This is a genomic window from Variovorax sp. PDC80 (assembly GCF_900115375.1).
Classification (GTDB): Bacteria; Pseudomonadota; Gammaproteobacteria; order Burkholderiales; family Burkholderiaceae_C; genus Variovorax.
Window position 1 is genome coordinate 93,613 of record NZ_FOWG01000010.1, and the last position, 15,717, is coordinate 109,329.

At 69.5% G+C, this 15,717-nt stretch carries 13 protein-coding genes and 1 tRNA gene; 6 read left to right on the top strand and 8 right to left on the bottom strand.

The window, feature by feature from the left end:
* Positions 1–24: 24 nt before the first annotated feature.
* Complete coding sequence (locus tag BM109_RS26670) at positions 25–783, bottom strand: SDR family NAD(P)-dependent oxidoreductase (RefSeq protein WP_093349508.1); 759 nt, start codon at positions 781–783, stop codon at positions 25–27.
* A 149-nt stretch (positions 784–932) separates the two neighbouring features.
* Here BM109_RS26670 and BM109_RS26675 point away from each other — a divergent pair, with 149 nt between their 5' ends.
* Both BM109_RS26675 and BM109_RS26680 read left to right on the top strand, forming a co-directional pair.
* Positions 933–1,532, top strand: a complete 600-nt coding sequence (locus BM109_RS26675; RefSeq protein ID WP_093349511.1) for a TetR/AcrR family transcriptional regulator — start codon at positions 933–935, stop codon at positions 1,530–1,532.
* A 115-nt stretch (positions 1,533–1,647) separates the two neighbouring features.
* Positions 1,648–1,724 (top strand) — tRNA-Arg (locus BM109_RS26680).
* Positions 1,725–1,756: 32 nt separating this feature from the next.
* On the opposite strand, the gene BM109_RS26685 is transcribed toward BM109_RS26680, so the two are convergent.
* Entirely contained in the window at positions 1,757–2,215 is a 459-nt protein-coding gene (locus BM109_RS26685; RefSeq protein WP_256222791.1) for a VOC family protein, read from the bottom strand.
* 182 nt (positions 2,216–2,397) lie between these two features.
* Here BM109_RS26685 and BM109_RS26690 point away from each other — a divergent pair, with 182 nt between their 5' ends.
* Entirely contained in the window at positions 2,398–3,282 is an 885-nt protein-coding gene (locus BM109_RS26690; protein WP_093349516.1) for a LysR family transcriptional regulator, read from the top strand.
* Between the two features lie 39 nt (positions 3,283–3,321).
* Here the strand turns inward: BM109_RS26690 and BM109_RS26695 are convergent, their stop codons facing one another.
* Complete coding sequence (locus BM109_RS26695) at positions 3,322–3,720, bottom strand: GlcG/HbpS family heme-binding protein (RefSeq protein ID WP_093349518.1); 399 nt, start codon at positions 3,718–3,720, stop codon at positions 3,322–3,324.
* Positions 3,713–4,489 carry an SDR family oxidoreductase gene (locus BM109_RS26700; RefSeq protein ID WP_093349521.1) on the bottom strand — a complete coding sequence of 259 codons (777 nt, stop codon included), beginning with the start codon at positions 4,487–4,489 and terminating at the stop codon, positions 3,713–3,715. The genes BM109_RS26695 and BM109_RS26700 overlap by 8 nt, the downstream gene beginning before the upstream one ends.
* Positions 4,490–4,574: 85 nt before the next feature.
* Here BM109_RS26700 and BM109_RS26705 point away from each other — a divergent pair, with 85 nt between their 5' ends.
* Both BM109_RS26705 and BM109_RS26710 read left to right on the top strand, forming a co-directional pair.
* Complete coding sequence (locus tag BM109_RS26705; RefSeq protein ID WP_093349524.1) at positions 4,575–5,486, top strand: LysR family transcriptional regulator; 912 nt, start codon at positions 4,575–4,577, stop codon at positions 5,484–5,486.
* A 155-nt stretch (positions 5,487–5,641) separates the two neighbouring features.
* Positions 5,642–10,015, top strand: coding sequence for a DEAD/DEAH box helicase (locus tag BM109_RS26710; RefSeq protein WP_093349526.1), 4,374 nt, complete (start codon positions 5,642–5,644; stop codon positions 10,013–10,015).
* 15 nt (positions 10,016–10,030) lie between these two features.
* On the opposite strand, the gene BM109_RS26715 is transcribed toward BM109_RS26710, so the two are convergent.
* Both BM109_RS26715 and BM109_RS26720 read right to left on the bottom strand, forming a co-directional pair.
* Entirely contained in the window at positions 10,031–10,753 is a 723-nt protein-coding gene (locus BM109_RS26715) for an MgtC/SapB family protein (protein ID WP_371268843.1), read from the bottom strand.
* A gap of 14 nt (positions 10,754–10,767) precedes the next feature.
* On the bottom strand, positions 10,768–12,486 hold the full coding sequence (locus BM109_RS26720; RefSeq protein WP_093349531.1) for a thiamine pyrophosphate-dependent enzyme: 1,719 nt from the start codon (positions 12,484–12,486) through the stop codon (positions 10,768–10,770).
* 171 nt (positions 12,487–12,657) lie between these two features.
* Here BM109_RS26720 and BM109_RS26725 point away from each other — a divergent pair, with 171 nt between their 5' ends.
* Complete coding sequence (locus BM109_RS26725; protein ID WP_093349534.1) at positions 12,658–13,575, top strand: DMT family transporter; 918 nt, start codon at positions 12,658–12,660, stop codon at positions 13,573–13,575.
* Here the strand turns inward: BM109_RS26725 and BM109_RS26730 are convergent.
* Positions 13,570–14,754: an MFS transporter gene (locus tag BM109_RS26730; protein ID WP_093349536.1), complete on the bottom strand. Its 1,185-nt coding sequence runs from the start codon at positions 14,752–14,754 to the stop codon at positions 13,570–13,572. The genes BM109_RS26725 and BM109_RS26730 overlap by 6 nt on opposite strands.
* A 10-nt stretch (positions 14,755–14,764) precedes the next feature.
* Positions 14,765–15,598: an isocitrate lyase/PEP mutase family protein gene (locus tag BM109_RS26735; protein WP_093349539.1), complete on the bottom strand. Its 834-nt coding sequence runs from the start codon at positions 15,596–15,598 to the stop codon at positions 14,765–14,767.
* Between the last annotated feature and the right edge of the window lie 119 nt (positions 15,599–15,717).

The window sequence follows — 15,717 nt, forward strand, 5'->3', positions numbered from 1 at the left end:
TTTCATTGGCCGAGCCGCTGAAGCTCAGACGGCCAGGCCGCCGGCCACATCGATCACGCTGCCAGTCATGTAGGCGCCGTTCGGGCCGACCAGGAAGCAGACCAGGGCCGCCACTTCCTCGAGCGTCGCGATGCGGCGTATCGGATGCAGATTCAGGAGCGCCTCCGGCACTCCGTCGCCGAGGACCTCGGCCGCCATGTCGGTCGGCATGACGCCCGGCTGCACGACGTTGACGGTGATGTTGCGACTGCCGAGGTCGCGCGCCACGCCCTTCGCATAGCCGACCAGGGCCGCCTTGCTTCCCGCGTAGTCGGCGGCCCCGGCGAACGGAACATGGGTGCCCAGCAGGGAGCCGATGAAGACGATGCGCCCGCCATCGGAAAGTACCGGTGCCGCCGCGCGCGTGGTGGCCACCGTTCCCATCACGTTGACCTGCCACTGCCGGTCGAGGTTGACCGTGTCGAGTGCGGGATCGTCGACGGTCTTGCCTTGCACGGCGATGCCGGCGTTGTTGACGAGGATGTCGATCCGGCCGAAGTGCGACAGCACCCGATCGACCATGGGCTTTGCCGCGGTCGTGTCGGCCTGGTCGCTTTGGATGGCCAGGGCCCGAACGCCCTTGGCTTTCAATTTCTCCACCACCGCATTCGCCTTTTCTTCGGAGGCAACGTAGGTGATCGCGATGTCGGCACCGAGGTCGGCCAACGCTTCCGCCGTCGCGGCACCCAGCCCCCGCGAACCGCCAGTGATGAGGGCAAGCTTGCCCTTCAAGAATTGCTGCATGACATGCTCTTTCGAAGACAACCGGGCGCCGTGTCCCGGGCATCGGGAATTCATAACGATCGGTATCGTAACGAACGATATGGAAATGGACGAAGAGCGTCAAGCGGTTTAATATCGATCGTTACGAAAAAACCAAGGTGGTGCGACTCATGGGACGTCAGCGCGAATTCGATGTGGAGCAGGCATTGGAAGCCGCACTGACCATGTTCTGGCGCAAGGGCTACGAGGGCACCTCGTACACCGATCTGACGCAAGCCATTGGCGTCGAACGCCCGGCGCTCTATTCGGCCTTCGGCAACAAGGAGGCGTTGTTCCGGCAGGCGCTGGAGCGCTACTACGCCCACTACCTGGCGTTCTTCCCCGCCGCGCTCGAGTTGCCAACCTCGCGCGAGGTTGCCGCGCACATCCTCTACAACACGGCGGAACTGAACACCCGCGACCCCGAACGCGCCGGTTGTCTGGCGATCCATGGCGTTCTGGCCGGATCGGACGACGCGGAGCCGGTGCGTCGAGCACTGGTCGAGGCTCGTGCAGCCGCTCAAGCGACGTTGCAGGAGCGCTTCGAGCGCGCCAAGCGCGAGGGTGACCTGCCCTCCGATGCGAAGTGCGATGCGCTGGCGGCCTATGTCTGCGCCGTGTGCCACGGCATGGCGGTGCAGGCCAAGGCAGGCTTCAGCCGCGACGTGCTGGAGGCCGTCGCCGATCAAGCGCTTGCCACCTGGCCAGGCAGCGGCCGGTCCTCGGGCTGATAGTCGCAGGGGTGACGGCGAATCCTCGCTGGGCGCCAGCCGCCAGATCGTCGGCGTGGTGCACGGCCAGCCCGCAAGGGTAGGTGCCGATTTCCGGGCTATAATCGAAGGCTTCGCGGCTGTAGCTCAGCTGGATAGAGTACTTGGCTACGAACCAAGGGGTCGTGGGTTCGATTCCTGCCAGCCGCACCAGAATTTCGGTTCTAGAACCACGGGTTAGACGCTCAGGCGTCTAGCCCGTTTTTCTTTGTGCGCCACCTTTGCGGCTGCTTGGCGAACAGCATCTCGATGTTCGCGAAGGCCTTGATCTCGATCGCGTTGCCCGACGGATCGAGGAAGAACATCGTCGCCTGCTCGCCCGCTTCGCCCTTGAAGCGGATGTAGGGTTCGATGATGAACCGGATGCCGGCCGCCTTCAGCCGGTCCGCCATCGCGTCCCAATCGGTGCGCGGAAGCACGATGCCCATGTGGCGCACCGGAACGTCCTTGCCGTCGACATCGTTCTTCTGCGCGACTCCGGCCTCCTCGGGCGAGAGATGGGCAACGATCTGGTGGCCGTAGAAATTGAAGTCGATCCAGTCCGGAGAACTGCGGCCCTCGGGGCAGCCGAGGGTCTCTCCATAGAACCGGCGCGCGAGCTCGAGGTCATGCACGGGAAACGCGACATGGAACGGCGACAGCATCGCGGGGTTGGTGCGGGGGGCAAGCATCGGGGGGCCTCGGTGTTGGTTGTACAGGCCCGAACGATAGGCATGCCGATGCAATAAAAAAATCAATTAATATTGCGGTTTTAGACAAATAATTTTTGTATGAAGCCGAGAGGCCCGGCCTCGCCCCCGGCGCTCGAGAACAGCAGATCGCTTCCATGATCCGAGAACTGAAGACCCTTCTGGCGGTCGCGAGCGAGGGCACCTTCTCGGCCGCCGGCGACAAGATCGGACTCACCCAGTCGGCCATCAGCGCCCAGATGCAGCGCCTCGAAGCCGAGGTGGGCCACGACCTCTTCGACCGCGCCGGCCGCACCGCCCGCCTCAACGATCGCGGGCACCAGATGGTCGGCCAGGCCGAGCAGCTCATCCGCATGTATTCGGACCTGTGCGCCGGCAAGCTCGGAACGCCGACCTCGTTCCGGTTCAGCATCGGCTCGATCGCTTCGGCGCAATCGCACCTGCTGCCCGAGGCGATCGCGCGCTTCCATCGGCAGTTTCCGGAGGTCCGGACCCGGCTGGTGCCGGGCCTCTCGATGGACCTGGCCCAGCTCGTCGATGCCGGCGAACTCGAGATGGCGATCGTCATCCGGCCGCCCTTCTCCCTGCACAGCGACCTGAGATGGACCACGCTGGCGCAGGAGCCTTTCCGGCTCATCGTTCCGAGGGATGCGCCGGACATCGGCTGGCGGGAACTGCTCATGACGATCCCCTTCATCCGCTACGACCGCGCATCGCTGGCCGGCCGGCAGGTGGACCGCTTTTTGCGGCGCGAACATATTGCCGTGAGGGACGTCTGCGAGGCCGACGAATTAGAGGCGCTGATCCGTCTGGTCGCGCTCGGCCTGGGCGCCTCGCTGGTTCCGCAGACGATGCGCAACCGCCGCTGGCCCGCGGCGGTCCGCGTCATCGACCTCGAGGAAGACACCTTCCATCGGGACATCGGCCTGGTTCATCGCAGCAAGCGCAACATGAACGAAGCCTCGCGCGCGCTCGCGCACCTGATCACCGATGCCTATGGCGCGGTGCCGCCCGAGGCCTGAGCGCGAGGGCATCGACGCCTGCATGCCCTCCCGCGCCGATCACGCCACCGCCGCGCGTGCGAGTGCCGCATCCTGATCGGGTGTTCCGCCGGACACCCCCAGCGCACCGATCAACACACCGTCGCCATCGAACAGCGGCAAGCCGCCGCCCATCAGCAGCAGACCGCCCGCGTGGATGTGGTCGAAGTGCGGCGCCGGTACCCCCACCTGCAGCGGCGCATTCAGCGCTTCGCTCGGCATCCTGAACATCACGGAGGCGCGGGCCTTGGCCATGGCCAGTTCGCTCGAGGCGAGCCACGCATCGTCCATGCGCGAAAAGGTGACCAGGTTCGCGCCGCGGTCGAGGACCGCGAACACCGCGTTCACGCCGGCCTCTTGTGCGGCCTGCCGGCCCCGGGCCACCACGCGGTGGGCATGGTCGATGGCGATGTCAGGCATTCTGCGACCACTCCGTCGCCTGCCACTGCCTGGCGGCATCGATCGTCGCCAGCGGACGCATCGTGCGGTAGAGGTGCTCGTCGGCGGGAATGATCTCGACCATCGCGTCGATCATTTCCTGCGGATCGGCCTGATCGAGCAGGCTCCCGCTGAAGTCGGGCATCGGCACGACCGCCTTGTCGGCGTCGTACCACTGCACGAAGCTCTCGGCCCCGGTATCGTTGAAGCCGGTACCGAAGACGCCGGGGTTGACGGTCGCGACCTTGATGCCGAAGGGCGCGAGCTCCGCTTTCATCGATCCGGCAATGGCTTCGATCGCGTGCTTGGTCGCGCAGTAGATGCCGAGGAAAGGCACCACCAGGATGCCGCCCATCGACGAGGTCCACACCACCTTGCCCGAGCGGCGCGCCACCATCCTGGGCAGGATGGCCTGCACCAGCTGCAGATGGCCGAAGACGTTGATGTCGAACGACTCGCGCACGCGCTGCATCGGGATGTCGGCGATCGAGCCGCCCTCCATGACGCCGGCGTTGAGCACCAGCACGTCGGGATCGAAGGAACCCGCGTGCGCGATGTCGATGCCGTCGAGCAGGTTGAGCTTGATCACCTCCATCTCGACCCCTGCGGCGGCGGCATCCGCGCGCAGGCCGCGGACCTGCGGCCAGGTTTCGGCGGCGGCCACCACCTGGTGGCCTTGCCGGGCCAGTTCGATGGCCGAGCCGCGGCCGAAGCCCGAGCTCGCACCCGTGATCAAGATCTTCTGGGACATGGTTCGAATTCCTTTCGTGTGACTGTGCGAGCCAGTCTAGGAAGGCCATACCATTCGGACAATCCCACCAACGCTTGTTGCTCCGATGAATCCCGTTCATCAATTCAAGGGCTGCGATCTGTTCGCCCTGAATGTCTTTCTTTCGGTCGCGACGCATCGCAGCTTTCGTGCCGCGGGCCGGGAGCTGGACATCACGGCATCGGCCGTCAGCCACTCCATCAAGACGCTCGAGCAGCGCCTGGCCGTGAGACTGCTGAACCGGACCACGCGCAGCATGTCCTTGACCGATGCCGGAGAGCGGCTGGCGGTCAAGCTGCGGCCCAGCTTGTCGTCGCTCACGCAGGCCTTGCAGGAGGTCGACGAGTTTCAACATACCCCGAGCGGCACGATACGCATCAATTCCAGCGAAGGCGCGGTTCGCCTGGTGCTGCGGCCCCTGCTCGCGCGCTTCGTGCGCACCTATCCGAAGGTCCATCTCGACATCGTCTGCGACGGGAAGCTTGGCGACGTCGTCGCCGATGGCTTCGACGCGGGCATTCGCCTGTTCGAAGCCGTGCCGCAGGACATGATTTCGGTGCGCGTGGGCGGGCCGGTGCGTTTTGCCGCCGTGGCCTCGCCGAGCTACCTGGCGGCGCGCGGTCGGCCTGCCGTGCCGCAGGACCTGCACCAGCACGACTGCATCCGGTTCCGTTTCGAGAGCGGTGCCATCTATCGCTGGGAGTTCGCCCGCCATGGCGTCGAGGAGAGCATCGACGTCAAGGGGCCGATCACCCTCACCGACCAGCCGCTGATGGTCGATGCCGCGATCGAGGGCATCGGCATCGCCTTCGTGCCCGATCACCTCGCCCTGGAGGCGTTGCGCGACGGCAGGCTCGAACGCGTGCTGGATGAATGGTGTCCCGCCTATCCGGGCCTGTGTCTCTACTATCCCGGACACCGCCACGTCTCCGGTGCCTTGCGTGCACTGATCGACATGGTGCGCGACGGGGCCTCGTGAGGACGCCTCCTCGCTCGGGAATTTCGCGAGAGCGCACCAGGCATCGCAACCGGCCGCGTTCGAACCCTCTTGAGTTGCCCCGCAACGTCCCGACCTGCAGGGTCTACGGCGCGCGCGTTGCGCCCCCGCGATCGTTGTCGTAGCCTGCACTTCCCGTGGACCTGCACTCGTTTCACCCCTCCGTCGCCCGCTGGTTCTCGCGAACCTTCCCCGGCCCCACCTCGGCCCAGGCCCAGGCGTGGCCGGCGATCCGTGCCGGGCGCGACACGCTGGTGGCCGCGCCCACCGGCTCGGGCAAGACGCTCACGGCCTTCCTCGCGGCGCTCGACGACCTGGTGCGCCGCGGCCTCGATCCCGCCGGCCTGCCCGACGAGACCGCCGTCGTCTACGTCTCGCCGCTCAAGGCGCTGTCCAACGACATCCGGCTGAACCTCGATGCGCCGCTCGCGGGCATCCGCGCCGAACTGGCGGCGCTGGGCCTGCCCGAGGTCGACATCCGCACCGCCGTGCGCACCGGCGACACGCCGCAGCGCGAGCGCCAGCAGAGCCTGCGCCGGCCGCCGCACGTGCTGGTGACCACGCCCGAGTCGCTCTACGTGCTGTTGGGCTCCGCCTCGGGCCGCCGGATGCTGTCGACGGTGCGCAGCGTGATCGTCGACGAGATCCATGCCATCGCCGCGAGCAAGCGCGGCAGCCACCTGGCGCTGTCGCTGGAGCGGCTGCAGGAGCTCTGCACGGCGCAAGGCGGCGCGCGGCCGGTGCGCATCGGCCTGTCTGCCACGCAGAAGCCCATCGACGAGGTGGCGCGTTTCCTGGTCGGCGCGGGCGCGCTGCGCGCCGACGGCACGGCCGACTGCGAGATCGTCGACATCGGCTATGCCAAGCAGCGCGACCTCGCGCTCGAGCTGCCGCCCACGCCGCTCGAGGCCGTGATGTCGGGCGACCAGTGGACGCAGGTGTATGCGCGCGTGGCCGAGCTCGTGTGGCTGCACAAGACCACGCTGGTGTTCGTCAACACGCGCCGCATGGCCGAGCGCGCGGCGCGGCACCTGGGCGACATCCTCGGCAAGGAGGCGGTGGCTGCGCACCACGGCAGCCTGTCGAAGGAAACGCGGCTGGCCGCCGAGCAGCGCTTGAAGCGCGGCGAGCTCAAGGTGCTCGTCGCCACGGCCTCGCTCGAGCTGGGCCTGGACATCGGCGACGTCGACCTCGTGTGCCAGCTCGGCTCGCCGCGCGCCATCGCCACCTTCCTGCAGCGCGCCGGACGCTCGGGCCATGCGGTGGGCGGCGTGCCGAAGGCGCGGCTGTTCGCGCAGTCGCGCGACGAGCTGGTCGAATGCGCCGCCCTGCTCGACTGCATCCGACGCGGCGAGCTCGATGCGCTGCGCGTGCTGCCGGCGCCGCTGGACGTGCTGGCGCAGCAGATCGTGGCCGAGACCGCCTGCCGCGAATGGAACGAGGACCAGCTGTTCGACCTCGTGCGCCGCGCCTGGCCGTACGCGCAGCTGTCGCATGCGCACTTCATGGAGGTGGTGCGGATGGTGTCCGAAGGCTTCGCCACGCGGCAGGGCCAGCGCGCGGGCTATGTGCACCGCGACGCCGTGCACCACCTGCTGCGCGAACGCAAGGGCGCGCGCATGACCGCGCTGACCTCCGGCGGCACCATCCCCGAGACCGGCGACTACACGGTCGTGCTGGAACCACAGGCCGACAAGATCGGCACCGTCAACGAGGACTTCGCGGTCGAGAGCCTCGCGGGCGACGTGTTCCAGCTCGGCAACACCAGCTACCGCATCCTCAAGATCGAGCCGGGCCGCGTGCGGGTGGAGGACGCGCAGGGCGCGGCGCCCAACATCCCGTTCTGGCTCGGCGAGGCGCCGGGGCGCAGCGACGAGCTGTCGTTCGGCGTGTCGCGGCTGCGCGAGGAGGTGTCGCAGGCGCTCGCATCGGGCGGCAACGACGCGGCGATGGTGTTGCTGACGCAGGCCATCGGCCTCGACGAGGAGGCAGCGCGCCAGATCGTCGCGCATCTCGCGCAGGCGCGCGCCGTGCTCGGCGATCTGCCGACCCAGCACACGCTCGTGATGGAGCGCTTCTTCGATGCCTCGGGCGGCATGCAGCTGGTGATCCATTCGCCCTTCGGCAGCCGGCTCAACCGCGCCTGGGGCCTGGCGTTGCGCAAGCGCTTCTGCCGCACCTTCAACTTCGAGCTGCAGGCCGCGGCGACCGAGGACGCGATCGTGCTGTCGCTCTCGACCAGCCACAGCTTCCCGCTCGACGAGGTGGCGCGCTACCTGCATTCGGCTTCGGCGCTGCACGTGCTGGTGCAGGCGCTGCTAGACGCGCCGCTATTCGGCGTGCGCTGGCGCTGGAACGCCACCACCGCGCTCGCGCTGCCGCGCTTCACCGGCGGGCGCAAGGTGGCGCCGCAGCTGCAGCGCATGCGTTCCGAGGACCTGCTCGCGGCCGTCTTTCCCGACCAGGTCGCGTGCGCGGAGAACATCGTCGGCGAGCGCGAGATCCCCGAGCATCCGCTGGTCGCGCAGACGCTCGACGACTGCCTGCACGACGCGATGGACGCCGACGGCTGGCTCGCGCTGCTGCGGCGCATGGAGGCCGGCGCGGTGCGCGTGCTGGCGCGCGACCTGCCCGCGCCCTCGCCGCTCGCGCTCGAGGCCCTGAACGCGCGGCCCTATGCCTTCCTCGACGATGCGCCGCTGGAGGAGCGCCGCACGCAGGCCGTGCAGAACCGGCGCTACACCGATCCGCAGAGCGCCGACGACGTCGGCCAGCTCGACGCCCAGGCCATCGCGAGCGTGCGCGAGGAAGCCTGGCCGCAGCCGCGCAGTGCCGACGAGATGCACGAGGCACTCGGCATGCTCGGCGCCCTGAACGACGACGAGGTGGCCCGGCAGGCGGACTGGAAGAAATGGCTGACGGCACTGGCCAAGGCCGGCCGCGCGACGCGCCTGCTCTTCGAAGGCAAGGGGCGCGCCGCGCGCGGCCTGTGGGTGACGGCCGAGCGGCTCGGGCTGCTGCGCGCCGTGTCACCCGATGCGCCGATGCAGCCCGCCATCGCCGCGCCCGACGACGCCGAGCAACCCGCCGACCGCGACACCGCGCTGCGCGAACTGCTGCGCTCGCGCCTGGGCGGGCTTGGCCCCGTGACGGTCGCGCAGCTCGCCACGCCGCTCTTCCTGTCGGCCGCGGACGTCGAAGGCGCCCTGCTCGCGCTGCAGGCCGAAGGCAGCGTGCTGCAGGGCCGCTTCACGCTCGGCGGCACCGAGCCCGAATGGTGCGAGCGCCATCTGCTGGCACGCATCCACCGCTACACGCTCGGGCGCCTGCGCCGCGAGATCGAACCGGTCGAGCCGCGCGACTTCGTGCGTTTCCTCTTCGAATGGCAGCACATCGGCGCGGGCTCGCGCGCGAGCGGCCCGGAAGCGCTGTCGGGCATCCTCTCGCAGCTCGAAGGCTACGAAGCGCCCGCGCCGCTGTGGGAGGCCGAGCTGTTGCCCGCGCGCGTGAGCGACTACGCGGGCGCCTGGCTCGACGACCTGTGCACCGCCGGGCGCGTGCTGTGGACGCGGCTGCGGCCGACGGCCACCGAGGGGCGCAAGGGCGCGGGCAGCCTGTCGTTGCGCGCCACGCCGGTGGTGCTGCTGCCGCGCCGCAGTTCGGCGCTGTGGACCACGCTCGCACCGGCTCCCGCCGACGACGACAACCTGGGCTCGCGCGCTGCACGCGTCGCCACGCACCTGGCCCAGCACGGCGCCTGCTTCTTCGACGAGATCGCGCATGGCACGCGGCTGCTGCCGGTCGAGATCGAGGAGGCGCTGACCGAACTGGTCGCCAAGGGCCGTGCCCGCTGCGACAGCTACGCAGGCCTGCGTGCCCTGCTGGTGCCGGCCGCCAAGCGCGCCTCGGCCGACCTGCGGCGCCGGCGACGCGCGCCCCTCTTCAGCATCGAGGACGCCGGGCGCTGGACCCTGGTGCGGCCGCCCGCCGCCGCCGAAGCGATGGCCGCCAGCTCCGCCGAGGCGATCGAACAGGTGGTGCACGTGCTGCTGCGCCGCTACGGCGTCGTCTGCTGGCGGCTGCTCGAGCGCGAAGCCGCGTGGCTGCCGCCCTGGCGCGAGCTGGTGCGCGTGTGCCGCCGGCTCGAGGCGCGTGGCGAGATCCGTGGCGGTCGCTTCATCGCCGGCGTGTCGGGCGAGCAGTTCGCCTTGCCCGAGGCGGTGGCCTCGATGCGGCGCGTGCGCCGCGAGTCGGGTGACGGCGCGCTGATCGCGCTCGCGGCCAGCGATCCGGCCAACCTGCTGGGCACGATCGTGAACGGTCCGAAGGTGCCGCGGGTCGCGGGCTCGCGCGTGCTGTATTGCGATGGCGTGCCGATCGCGACCAGCGTGGCGGGAGAAGTCAGCCTGCTGGTCGAGCTCGATGCCGCGCGGGCGCAGGCGGCGAGGCGTGCGCTCTCGCTCGAGCCCTCGCTACGCAGCCACGAACTCGCCGCGCAACCGTCGGCTTGAGTTCGCGCGACTGCCTCAACTGGCCTCGGCGCCGTGCCCGCCGCCGCGCGTCACCACCTCGACCGACTGCACGCCTTCCAGCGTCTCGAGCCGCCGCACGAAATTGCCGATGTCGGCCGAGGACACGCGCACCAGCTGCACCGTGATGTCGTCGAGCTCACCGCCCGGTCGCACCGCGACCAGGAAGCGCCGCAGCCGCGCGGGCTGCAGGTCGAGCCCCTGCTCCAGCGACTCCGGGCTCACCGCGCCGTGCGTCGCGACCACGCGCAGCCGGCAGCTCTGGCTGCGCGCGCGGTAGGCCTCTTCCAGCGGCTTGATGCCCGCGAGGATCACCAGGATGATCACGGTCGAGGCGGCGGCCGGAAAGTAGAGCCCGCCGCCGACCGCGAGCCCGATCGCGGCCACGGTCCAGATGCTCGCGGCGGTCGTGAGCCCGCGCACGATCTCCCCGCGCGCGAGGATCGCGCCGGCACCGAGGAAGCCGATGCCCGACACCACCTGCGCGGCCGCGCGCGACGGATCGAGCACCACGTGCTCGCCGCGCAGGCTGTCCGCGAAGCCATAGGCCGACACCAGCATGAAGAGGCAGGCGCCCACGCTCACCAGCATGTGCGTGCGGATGCCCGCGGCCCACAGCAGGCGCTCGCGCTCCAGGCCGACCAGGCTGCCGAGCGCGGCGGCGACGAACAGGCGCAGCAGCGTCTCGCCATGGGACAGAAGAACGTTGCCGTGCAGCATGGACAGGGCCGGCGTCATTCGGTGAAGTTGTCCTTGATCAGGTCCACCACGTCGGACGAGCGCCCGCCGAGCACCGCCTTGGCGGAATACAGCATCGTGCCCGCGACCTGGCTGAACTCCACCTTCGGCGGCATCACCAGCTCCGTGCGGTTGACCTTCACGTCGAGCAGCGCCGGCCCGGGATGCGCGAGGAAGGCGCGCACGGCATCGGGCAGCTGCTCGGCGCGCTCCACCTTCTGCCCGTAGAAGCCGATCACTTCCGCCAGCCGTGCGAAGTCGGGGTTCAGCAGGTCGGTGTAGTTGTCGAGCAGCCCCTCGACCTTCTGCTCGAGCTCCACGAAGTTCAGGCTCGCGTTGTTGTAGACCACCACCTTGATCGGCAGCTTCTCCTGCACCGCCGTCATCAGGTCGCCCAGCAGCATCGCGATGCCGCCATCGCCCGACAGCGAGATCACCTGCCGGCCCGGGAAGGCTTTCTGCGCGCCCAGCGCCTGCGGCATGGCGTTGGCCATGGTCCCGTGCAGCAGGCTCACGAGCGTGCGGCGGCGCCCGTTCATCGTCAGGTGGCGCAGCGACCACACCATCGGGCTGCCGCCATCGGCCGTGAAGACGGCATCGTCGGCCGCCAGTTCGTCGATCACGCGCGTGAGGTGCTGCGGATGGATCAGCCCCGCCTTGCCGGGCCGCTCGTCGCGGCGCAGCGTCTCCAGCGAAGCCTTGCGATGGCGCAGGCAGTCGTCGAGAAAGCTTCGGTCGGCGCGCTCCTCGAGCAGGGGAATCAGCGCCTCGACCGTGTGCGCGATGTCGCCCACCAGCCCCAGCGCCACCGGATGGCGGCGCCCGAGATGGCTGCCGTCGACGTCGATCTGCAGGATGGTCGCCTTGGCCGGATAGAACTGGCTCCACGCGAAGTCGGCGCCCAGCAGCAGCAGCGTGTCGCACTCCTGCAGCGCGCGGTAGCCCGACTCCACGCCGAAGATGCCGGTCATGCCCATGTTGAAGGGGTTGTCGTACTCCACGAAATCCTTGGCGCGCGAGGTGTGGGCGATCGGCGCCTTCAGGCACTGGCCGAGCGCCAGCAGCATCTCGTGCGCGCCCTCGCAGCCATGGCCCGCATAGATCGCGATCTTCTTTCCCTTTCCGAGCAGGGCCGCCAGCTGCGCGAGTTCGGCATCGTTGGGCCGGATCACCGGTGCGGCGCGGTGCACCGAGAAGCCCAGGCCTTCCTTCACATCGGTCTGCGCGATGTCGCTCGGCAAAATGACGACGGCCACGCCGCGCCGCGACAGCGCCGCCTGCGCCGCGAGCGCCACCACGCGCTGCGCCTGTTCGGCCGACTGCACCTGTTCGCAGAAGACGCTGCAGCCCGCGTAGAGCGACTTGAAGTCCACCTCCTGCGGAAACTCCATGCCGAGCTCGGCCGTCACGATCTGGCTCGCGATCAGCACCACCGGTGCGCGGTTGCGGTTCGCCTCGAAGACGCCGTTGATGAAATGCAGCCCGCCCGGCCCGCACGAGCCCGCGCAGAGGCTCAGCTCGCCCGTCAGGTACGACTCCGCGCCGGCGGCGAAGGCGGCCGCTTCCTCGTGGCGCACATGCACCCATTCGATCTCGCTGCGGCGGATCGCGTCGGTCACGTGGTTCAGCGTGTCGCCGACGATCCCATAGCAACGTTTGGCGCCGGCCTTCTGCAGGGTTTCGATGACGAGGTCGGCGACTTTCTTGTGGGCCATGCGGGGCTTCCTTTGCGACAAAGAAAAGAGGCTACGCATGCGCCCCGCGCGGCCCGTGGGCAGCCGTCGGAATCGTGGGTAGGATTTCGCCGCACAGGCAGAATGCGCCAAACATCCCGCAAAAGCCCGACGGCGGCAACGACCTCGCCCCGTCGCGAGACAACCCACCCGATGCAATCGACCGGAACCCTGCGCGGCATCGCCGCGATGCTGCTGGCCTGCGCCTTCTTCGCCTGCATGGACGCGCTGCTCAAGACCCTGGCCGCGCACTATCCACCAGCGCAGGTGATGGCGCTGCGCGGCCTCACCGCCCTGCCCCTGGTCTGCCTCTACGTCGCCTGGCGCCGCGAGGCGGCCGGCGTCTTCAACCGCCGGTTGCGCTGGCGGCTGCACCTGCTGCGCGCCGTGCTGAACATGGCGATGCTCGTGCTCTTCGTCCATGGCCTCAAGACCCTGGGGCTGGCCGAGGCCTACACGCTCACCTTCATCGCGCCGCTGCTGATGGTGCTGATCGCCGTGCCGATGCTCGGCGAGTCGATCCACGCGCGGCACTGGATCGCCATCGGGCTGGGCTTCGCGGGCGTGGTGATCGCGCTGCGGCCCGAGCAGGGCGCCTTCCTCTCGGCGGGCGCCATCGCGATCCTGGTGGCCGCGGTCTGCTATGCGCTGTCGAACATGCTGGGCCGGCTCATCAGCCGCACCGAGCCGAGCGCCGCGCTGGTGTTCTGGACCACCGTCGGCATGGCCCTGGGCGGCAGCCTGCTGGCGGCGCCGCAATGGGTGCCGATCCGCGCCGAGCACGCATGGATGCTCGCGGGCCTGGCCCTCAGCGGCTTCCTCGGGCAACTGGCGATCGCCGAGGCTTTCCGCCATGGCCAGGCCGCTGCCATCGCGCCCTTCGAGTACAGCGCGCTGGCCTGGGCCATCCTGCTCGACTGGCTGTTCTGGCAGGCCGTGCCCGATGCCTGGACCCTGGGCGGCGGCGCGCTGATCGTCGCGAGCGGCCTGTGGCTGGCGCGCAGCGAAGCCTCGCGATCGGCCCGCAACAAGCAGCAGCCGGCGGCCTCGGCGACGCGCCCCTCGTCATGAGCGCGCCGGCAGCGCGGCGCTCGCAATCCCCTCGGCACGGTGCCCGGCGATCCGGCGGCCGGCCATGTGCGAGGTGAAGATCGCGAGCATGAAGACGCCCACGCTCAGCAGGCTCAGATAGTGGGCGCCGAGCAGATGGATGCCCACGGCGCCCAGAATGCCGGCCGTCGTCACGCCGAGGTAGGTCGCCGCGGTATTGAGGCCGAGCAGCACCGGCGCGATGGGCGGCGCGATATTGACCAGCCGATACTGCTGCGGCCCCTGGATGCCCCACCCTGTCGCCCCCCAGATCGCGACGGCCACGACGGCGGGCCCTAGCGAGGCGCTGGTCCAGGGCAGGAAGGCCATGTCCACCGCCTGGGCCGCCAGCACCACGAACATGACCCTCGTCGGACTGGTCCTGTCGAGCACGCGCGCCAGTGCGATGTTGGTGAGCGTTCCGCTGGCGCCCCAGACCACGAGCAGCGCACCGAACACCAGCGCGTTGACCAGCACGCGATCGAACACGACCGAGAAGTAGACGTAGACCAGGAAGTTGCCCGCCATGCCCAGGTAGGTGGTCAGCAGAGTCCAGCCGATGCGCGAATCCTTCAGCGGCGCCAGGCGCGCCCTGAGGCCGATCTGCGGCGTCAGCGGCACCTGCCTGAGCAGCACCAGGATGCCCAGGCCCGCTGCCAGCCCCACGGCCGAGACGAAGTACATCGTCCAGCGCCAGTCGCCGAGCCCCCCGAGCACGGTGCCGATCGGCGAGCCCAGCGCCGTGGCCGCCGTCAGGCCCGCGACGATCACGGCGATCGCCTGGCCGCGGCGGTTCGGCGCCACGATGCTCGCGCCCGTCCCGGTCGCGGTCGGGGAGTACATGGCCGCGCCCAGTCCGGCGAACACGCGCGACACCAGCGCGACCGCGAAGCTGGGCGCGAGCGCCGTGGCGAGGTTCGCGAGCACGAAGATGCCGAGCCCCGCCAGCATCAGCTGCTTGCGCGGGACGTTGCCCGCGACGGCGGCGATCGTCGGCGCCAGCAGCGCATAGGCGATCGCATAGAGCGTCGTCAACTGGCCGGCCACTGCGATGTCGACGTCGAAACTGCGCGCCAGTTGCGGCAGGATGCCGGCCATCACGAAGGTGTCCGTGCCGAGCGCGAACATCCCGAGCGCCAGCACCAGCAATCGCTTGTCCATGGCTTTTCCTTCAGCGCGATGCAACGAAGAGCCGTTGCACCTCGGCGAACGGCTTCGCGTCGGCCGAGAGCGGATCGGAGTGGCCCGTCTCGAGGAAGCCCCGGGCGGCGCGCTCGGCCTGCCCCCACACCAGCTGCGGGATCGCGGACCCCGCGCTGAGGCGCCGCACGCCGAGCTTGTAGAGCGCGGCCGCACCGGGCAGGCCGCCCCAGGCCATGACGTTCAGCGGCAGCCGCGTGGCGAGGGCGACGTCCTCGATCTCCGTCGGCTCGCGCAGGCCCGGCACGAACAGGCCGTCGGCGCCCGCGGCCGAGTACAGCGTCGCGCGCCGGATCGTTTCTTCCACGCGCTCCGAGGGCTCCGCGAGCCCGGCGAGGACGACGTCGGTGCGCGCGTTCACGAACAGGTCGGCGTTCGTCCGGTGCACGAAGGCCCGGATCGCCTCGATCTTGGCCGCCAGGATCGCCGGGGCGTCCCGTCCGTCCTCGATGTTGATGCCCATCACGCCGAGGTCGAGCAGCCGCTGCACGAGCTCGACGACGGCCTTCGGGTCGTCCGAATAGCCGTTCTCGATGTCGACCGACAGCGGCACCGTGAGCACCCTGGCGATCCTCGCGACCGCACCGACGGCTTCGTCGACCGGCAGCGCCCGGCCGTCCGCATGGCCCAGCGACCAGGCGAGCCCCGCGCTGGTGGTGGCGATGGCCGCGGCACCGGCGTGCTCGAACAGCCGGGCCGAGGCCGCGTCCCAGGCATTGGGCAACACCAGCGGCGTGGCGGCGCGGTGAAGCTGGCGGAAATGCGCGACCGTGTTTCTCGCCGGGTCGAGGTGGGTGGAAGTCAATGCGTGCTCCTGAAGTGGGGCCCCTCGCGGGGTGACAGGCAGGGATCTTCGGTCTAAACTTCGATGGCGTTAAGGTCAGGTTTCCGTCTTTTTGCGCCATGGGCTTGCCCTGTGCGCAT

Coding starts and splice junctions, on each gene's coding strand:
- BM109_RS26685 (WP_256222791.1), bottom strand. CDS start 2,215: ATGCTGTCGCCGTTCCATGTCGCGTTTCCCGTGCATGACCTCGAGCTC.
- BM109_RS26720 (WP_093349531.1), bottom strand. CDS start 12,486: ATGGCCCACAAGAAAGTCGCCGACCTCGTCATCGAAACCCTGCAGAAG.
- BM109_RS26705 (WP_093349524.1), top strand. CDS start 4,575: ATGAATCCCGTTCATCAATTCAAGGGCTGCGATCTGTTCGCCCTGAAT.
- BM109_RS26675 (WP_093349511.1), top strand. CDS start 933: ATGGGACGTCAGCGCGAATTCGATGTGGAGCAGGCATTGGAAGCCGCA.
- BM109_RS26695 (WP_093349518.1), bottom strand. CDS start 3,720: ATGCCTGACATCGCCATCGACCATGCCCACCGCGTGGTGGCCCGGGGC.
- BM109_RS26715 (WP_371268843.1), bottom strand. CDS start 10,753: ATGCTGCACGGCAACGTTCTTCTGTCCCATGGCGAGACGCTGCTGCGC.
- BM109_RS26700 (WP_093349521.1), bottom strand. CDS start 4,489: ATGTCCCAGAAGATCTTGATCACGGGTGCGAGCTCGGGCTTCGGCCGC.
- BM109_RS26670 (WP_093349508.1), bottom strand. CDS start 783: ATGCAGCAATTCTTGAAGGGCAAGCTTGCCCTCATCACTGGCGGTTCG.
- BM109_RS26690 (WP_093349516.1), top strand. CDS start 2,398: ATGATCCGAGAACTGAAGACCCTTCTGGCGGTCGCGAGCGAGGGCACC.
- BM109_RS26730 (WP_093349536.1), bottom strand. CDS start 14,754: ATGGACAAGCGATTGCTGGTGCTGGCGCTCGGGATGTTCGCGCTCGGC.
- BM109_RS26725 (WP_093349534.1), top strand. CDS start 12,658: ATGCAATCGACCGGAACCCTGCGCGGCATCGCCGCGATGCTGCTGGCC.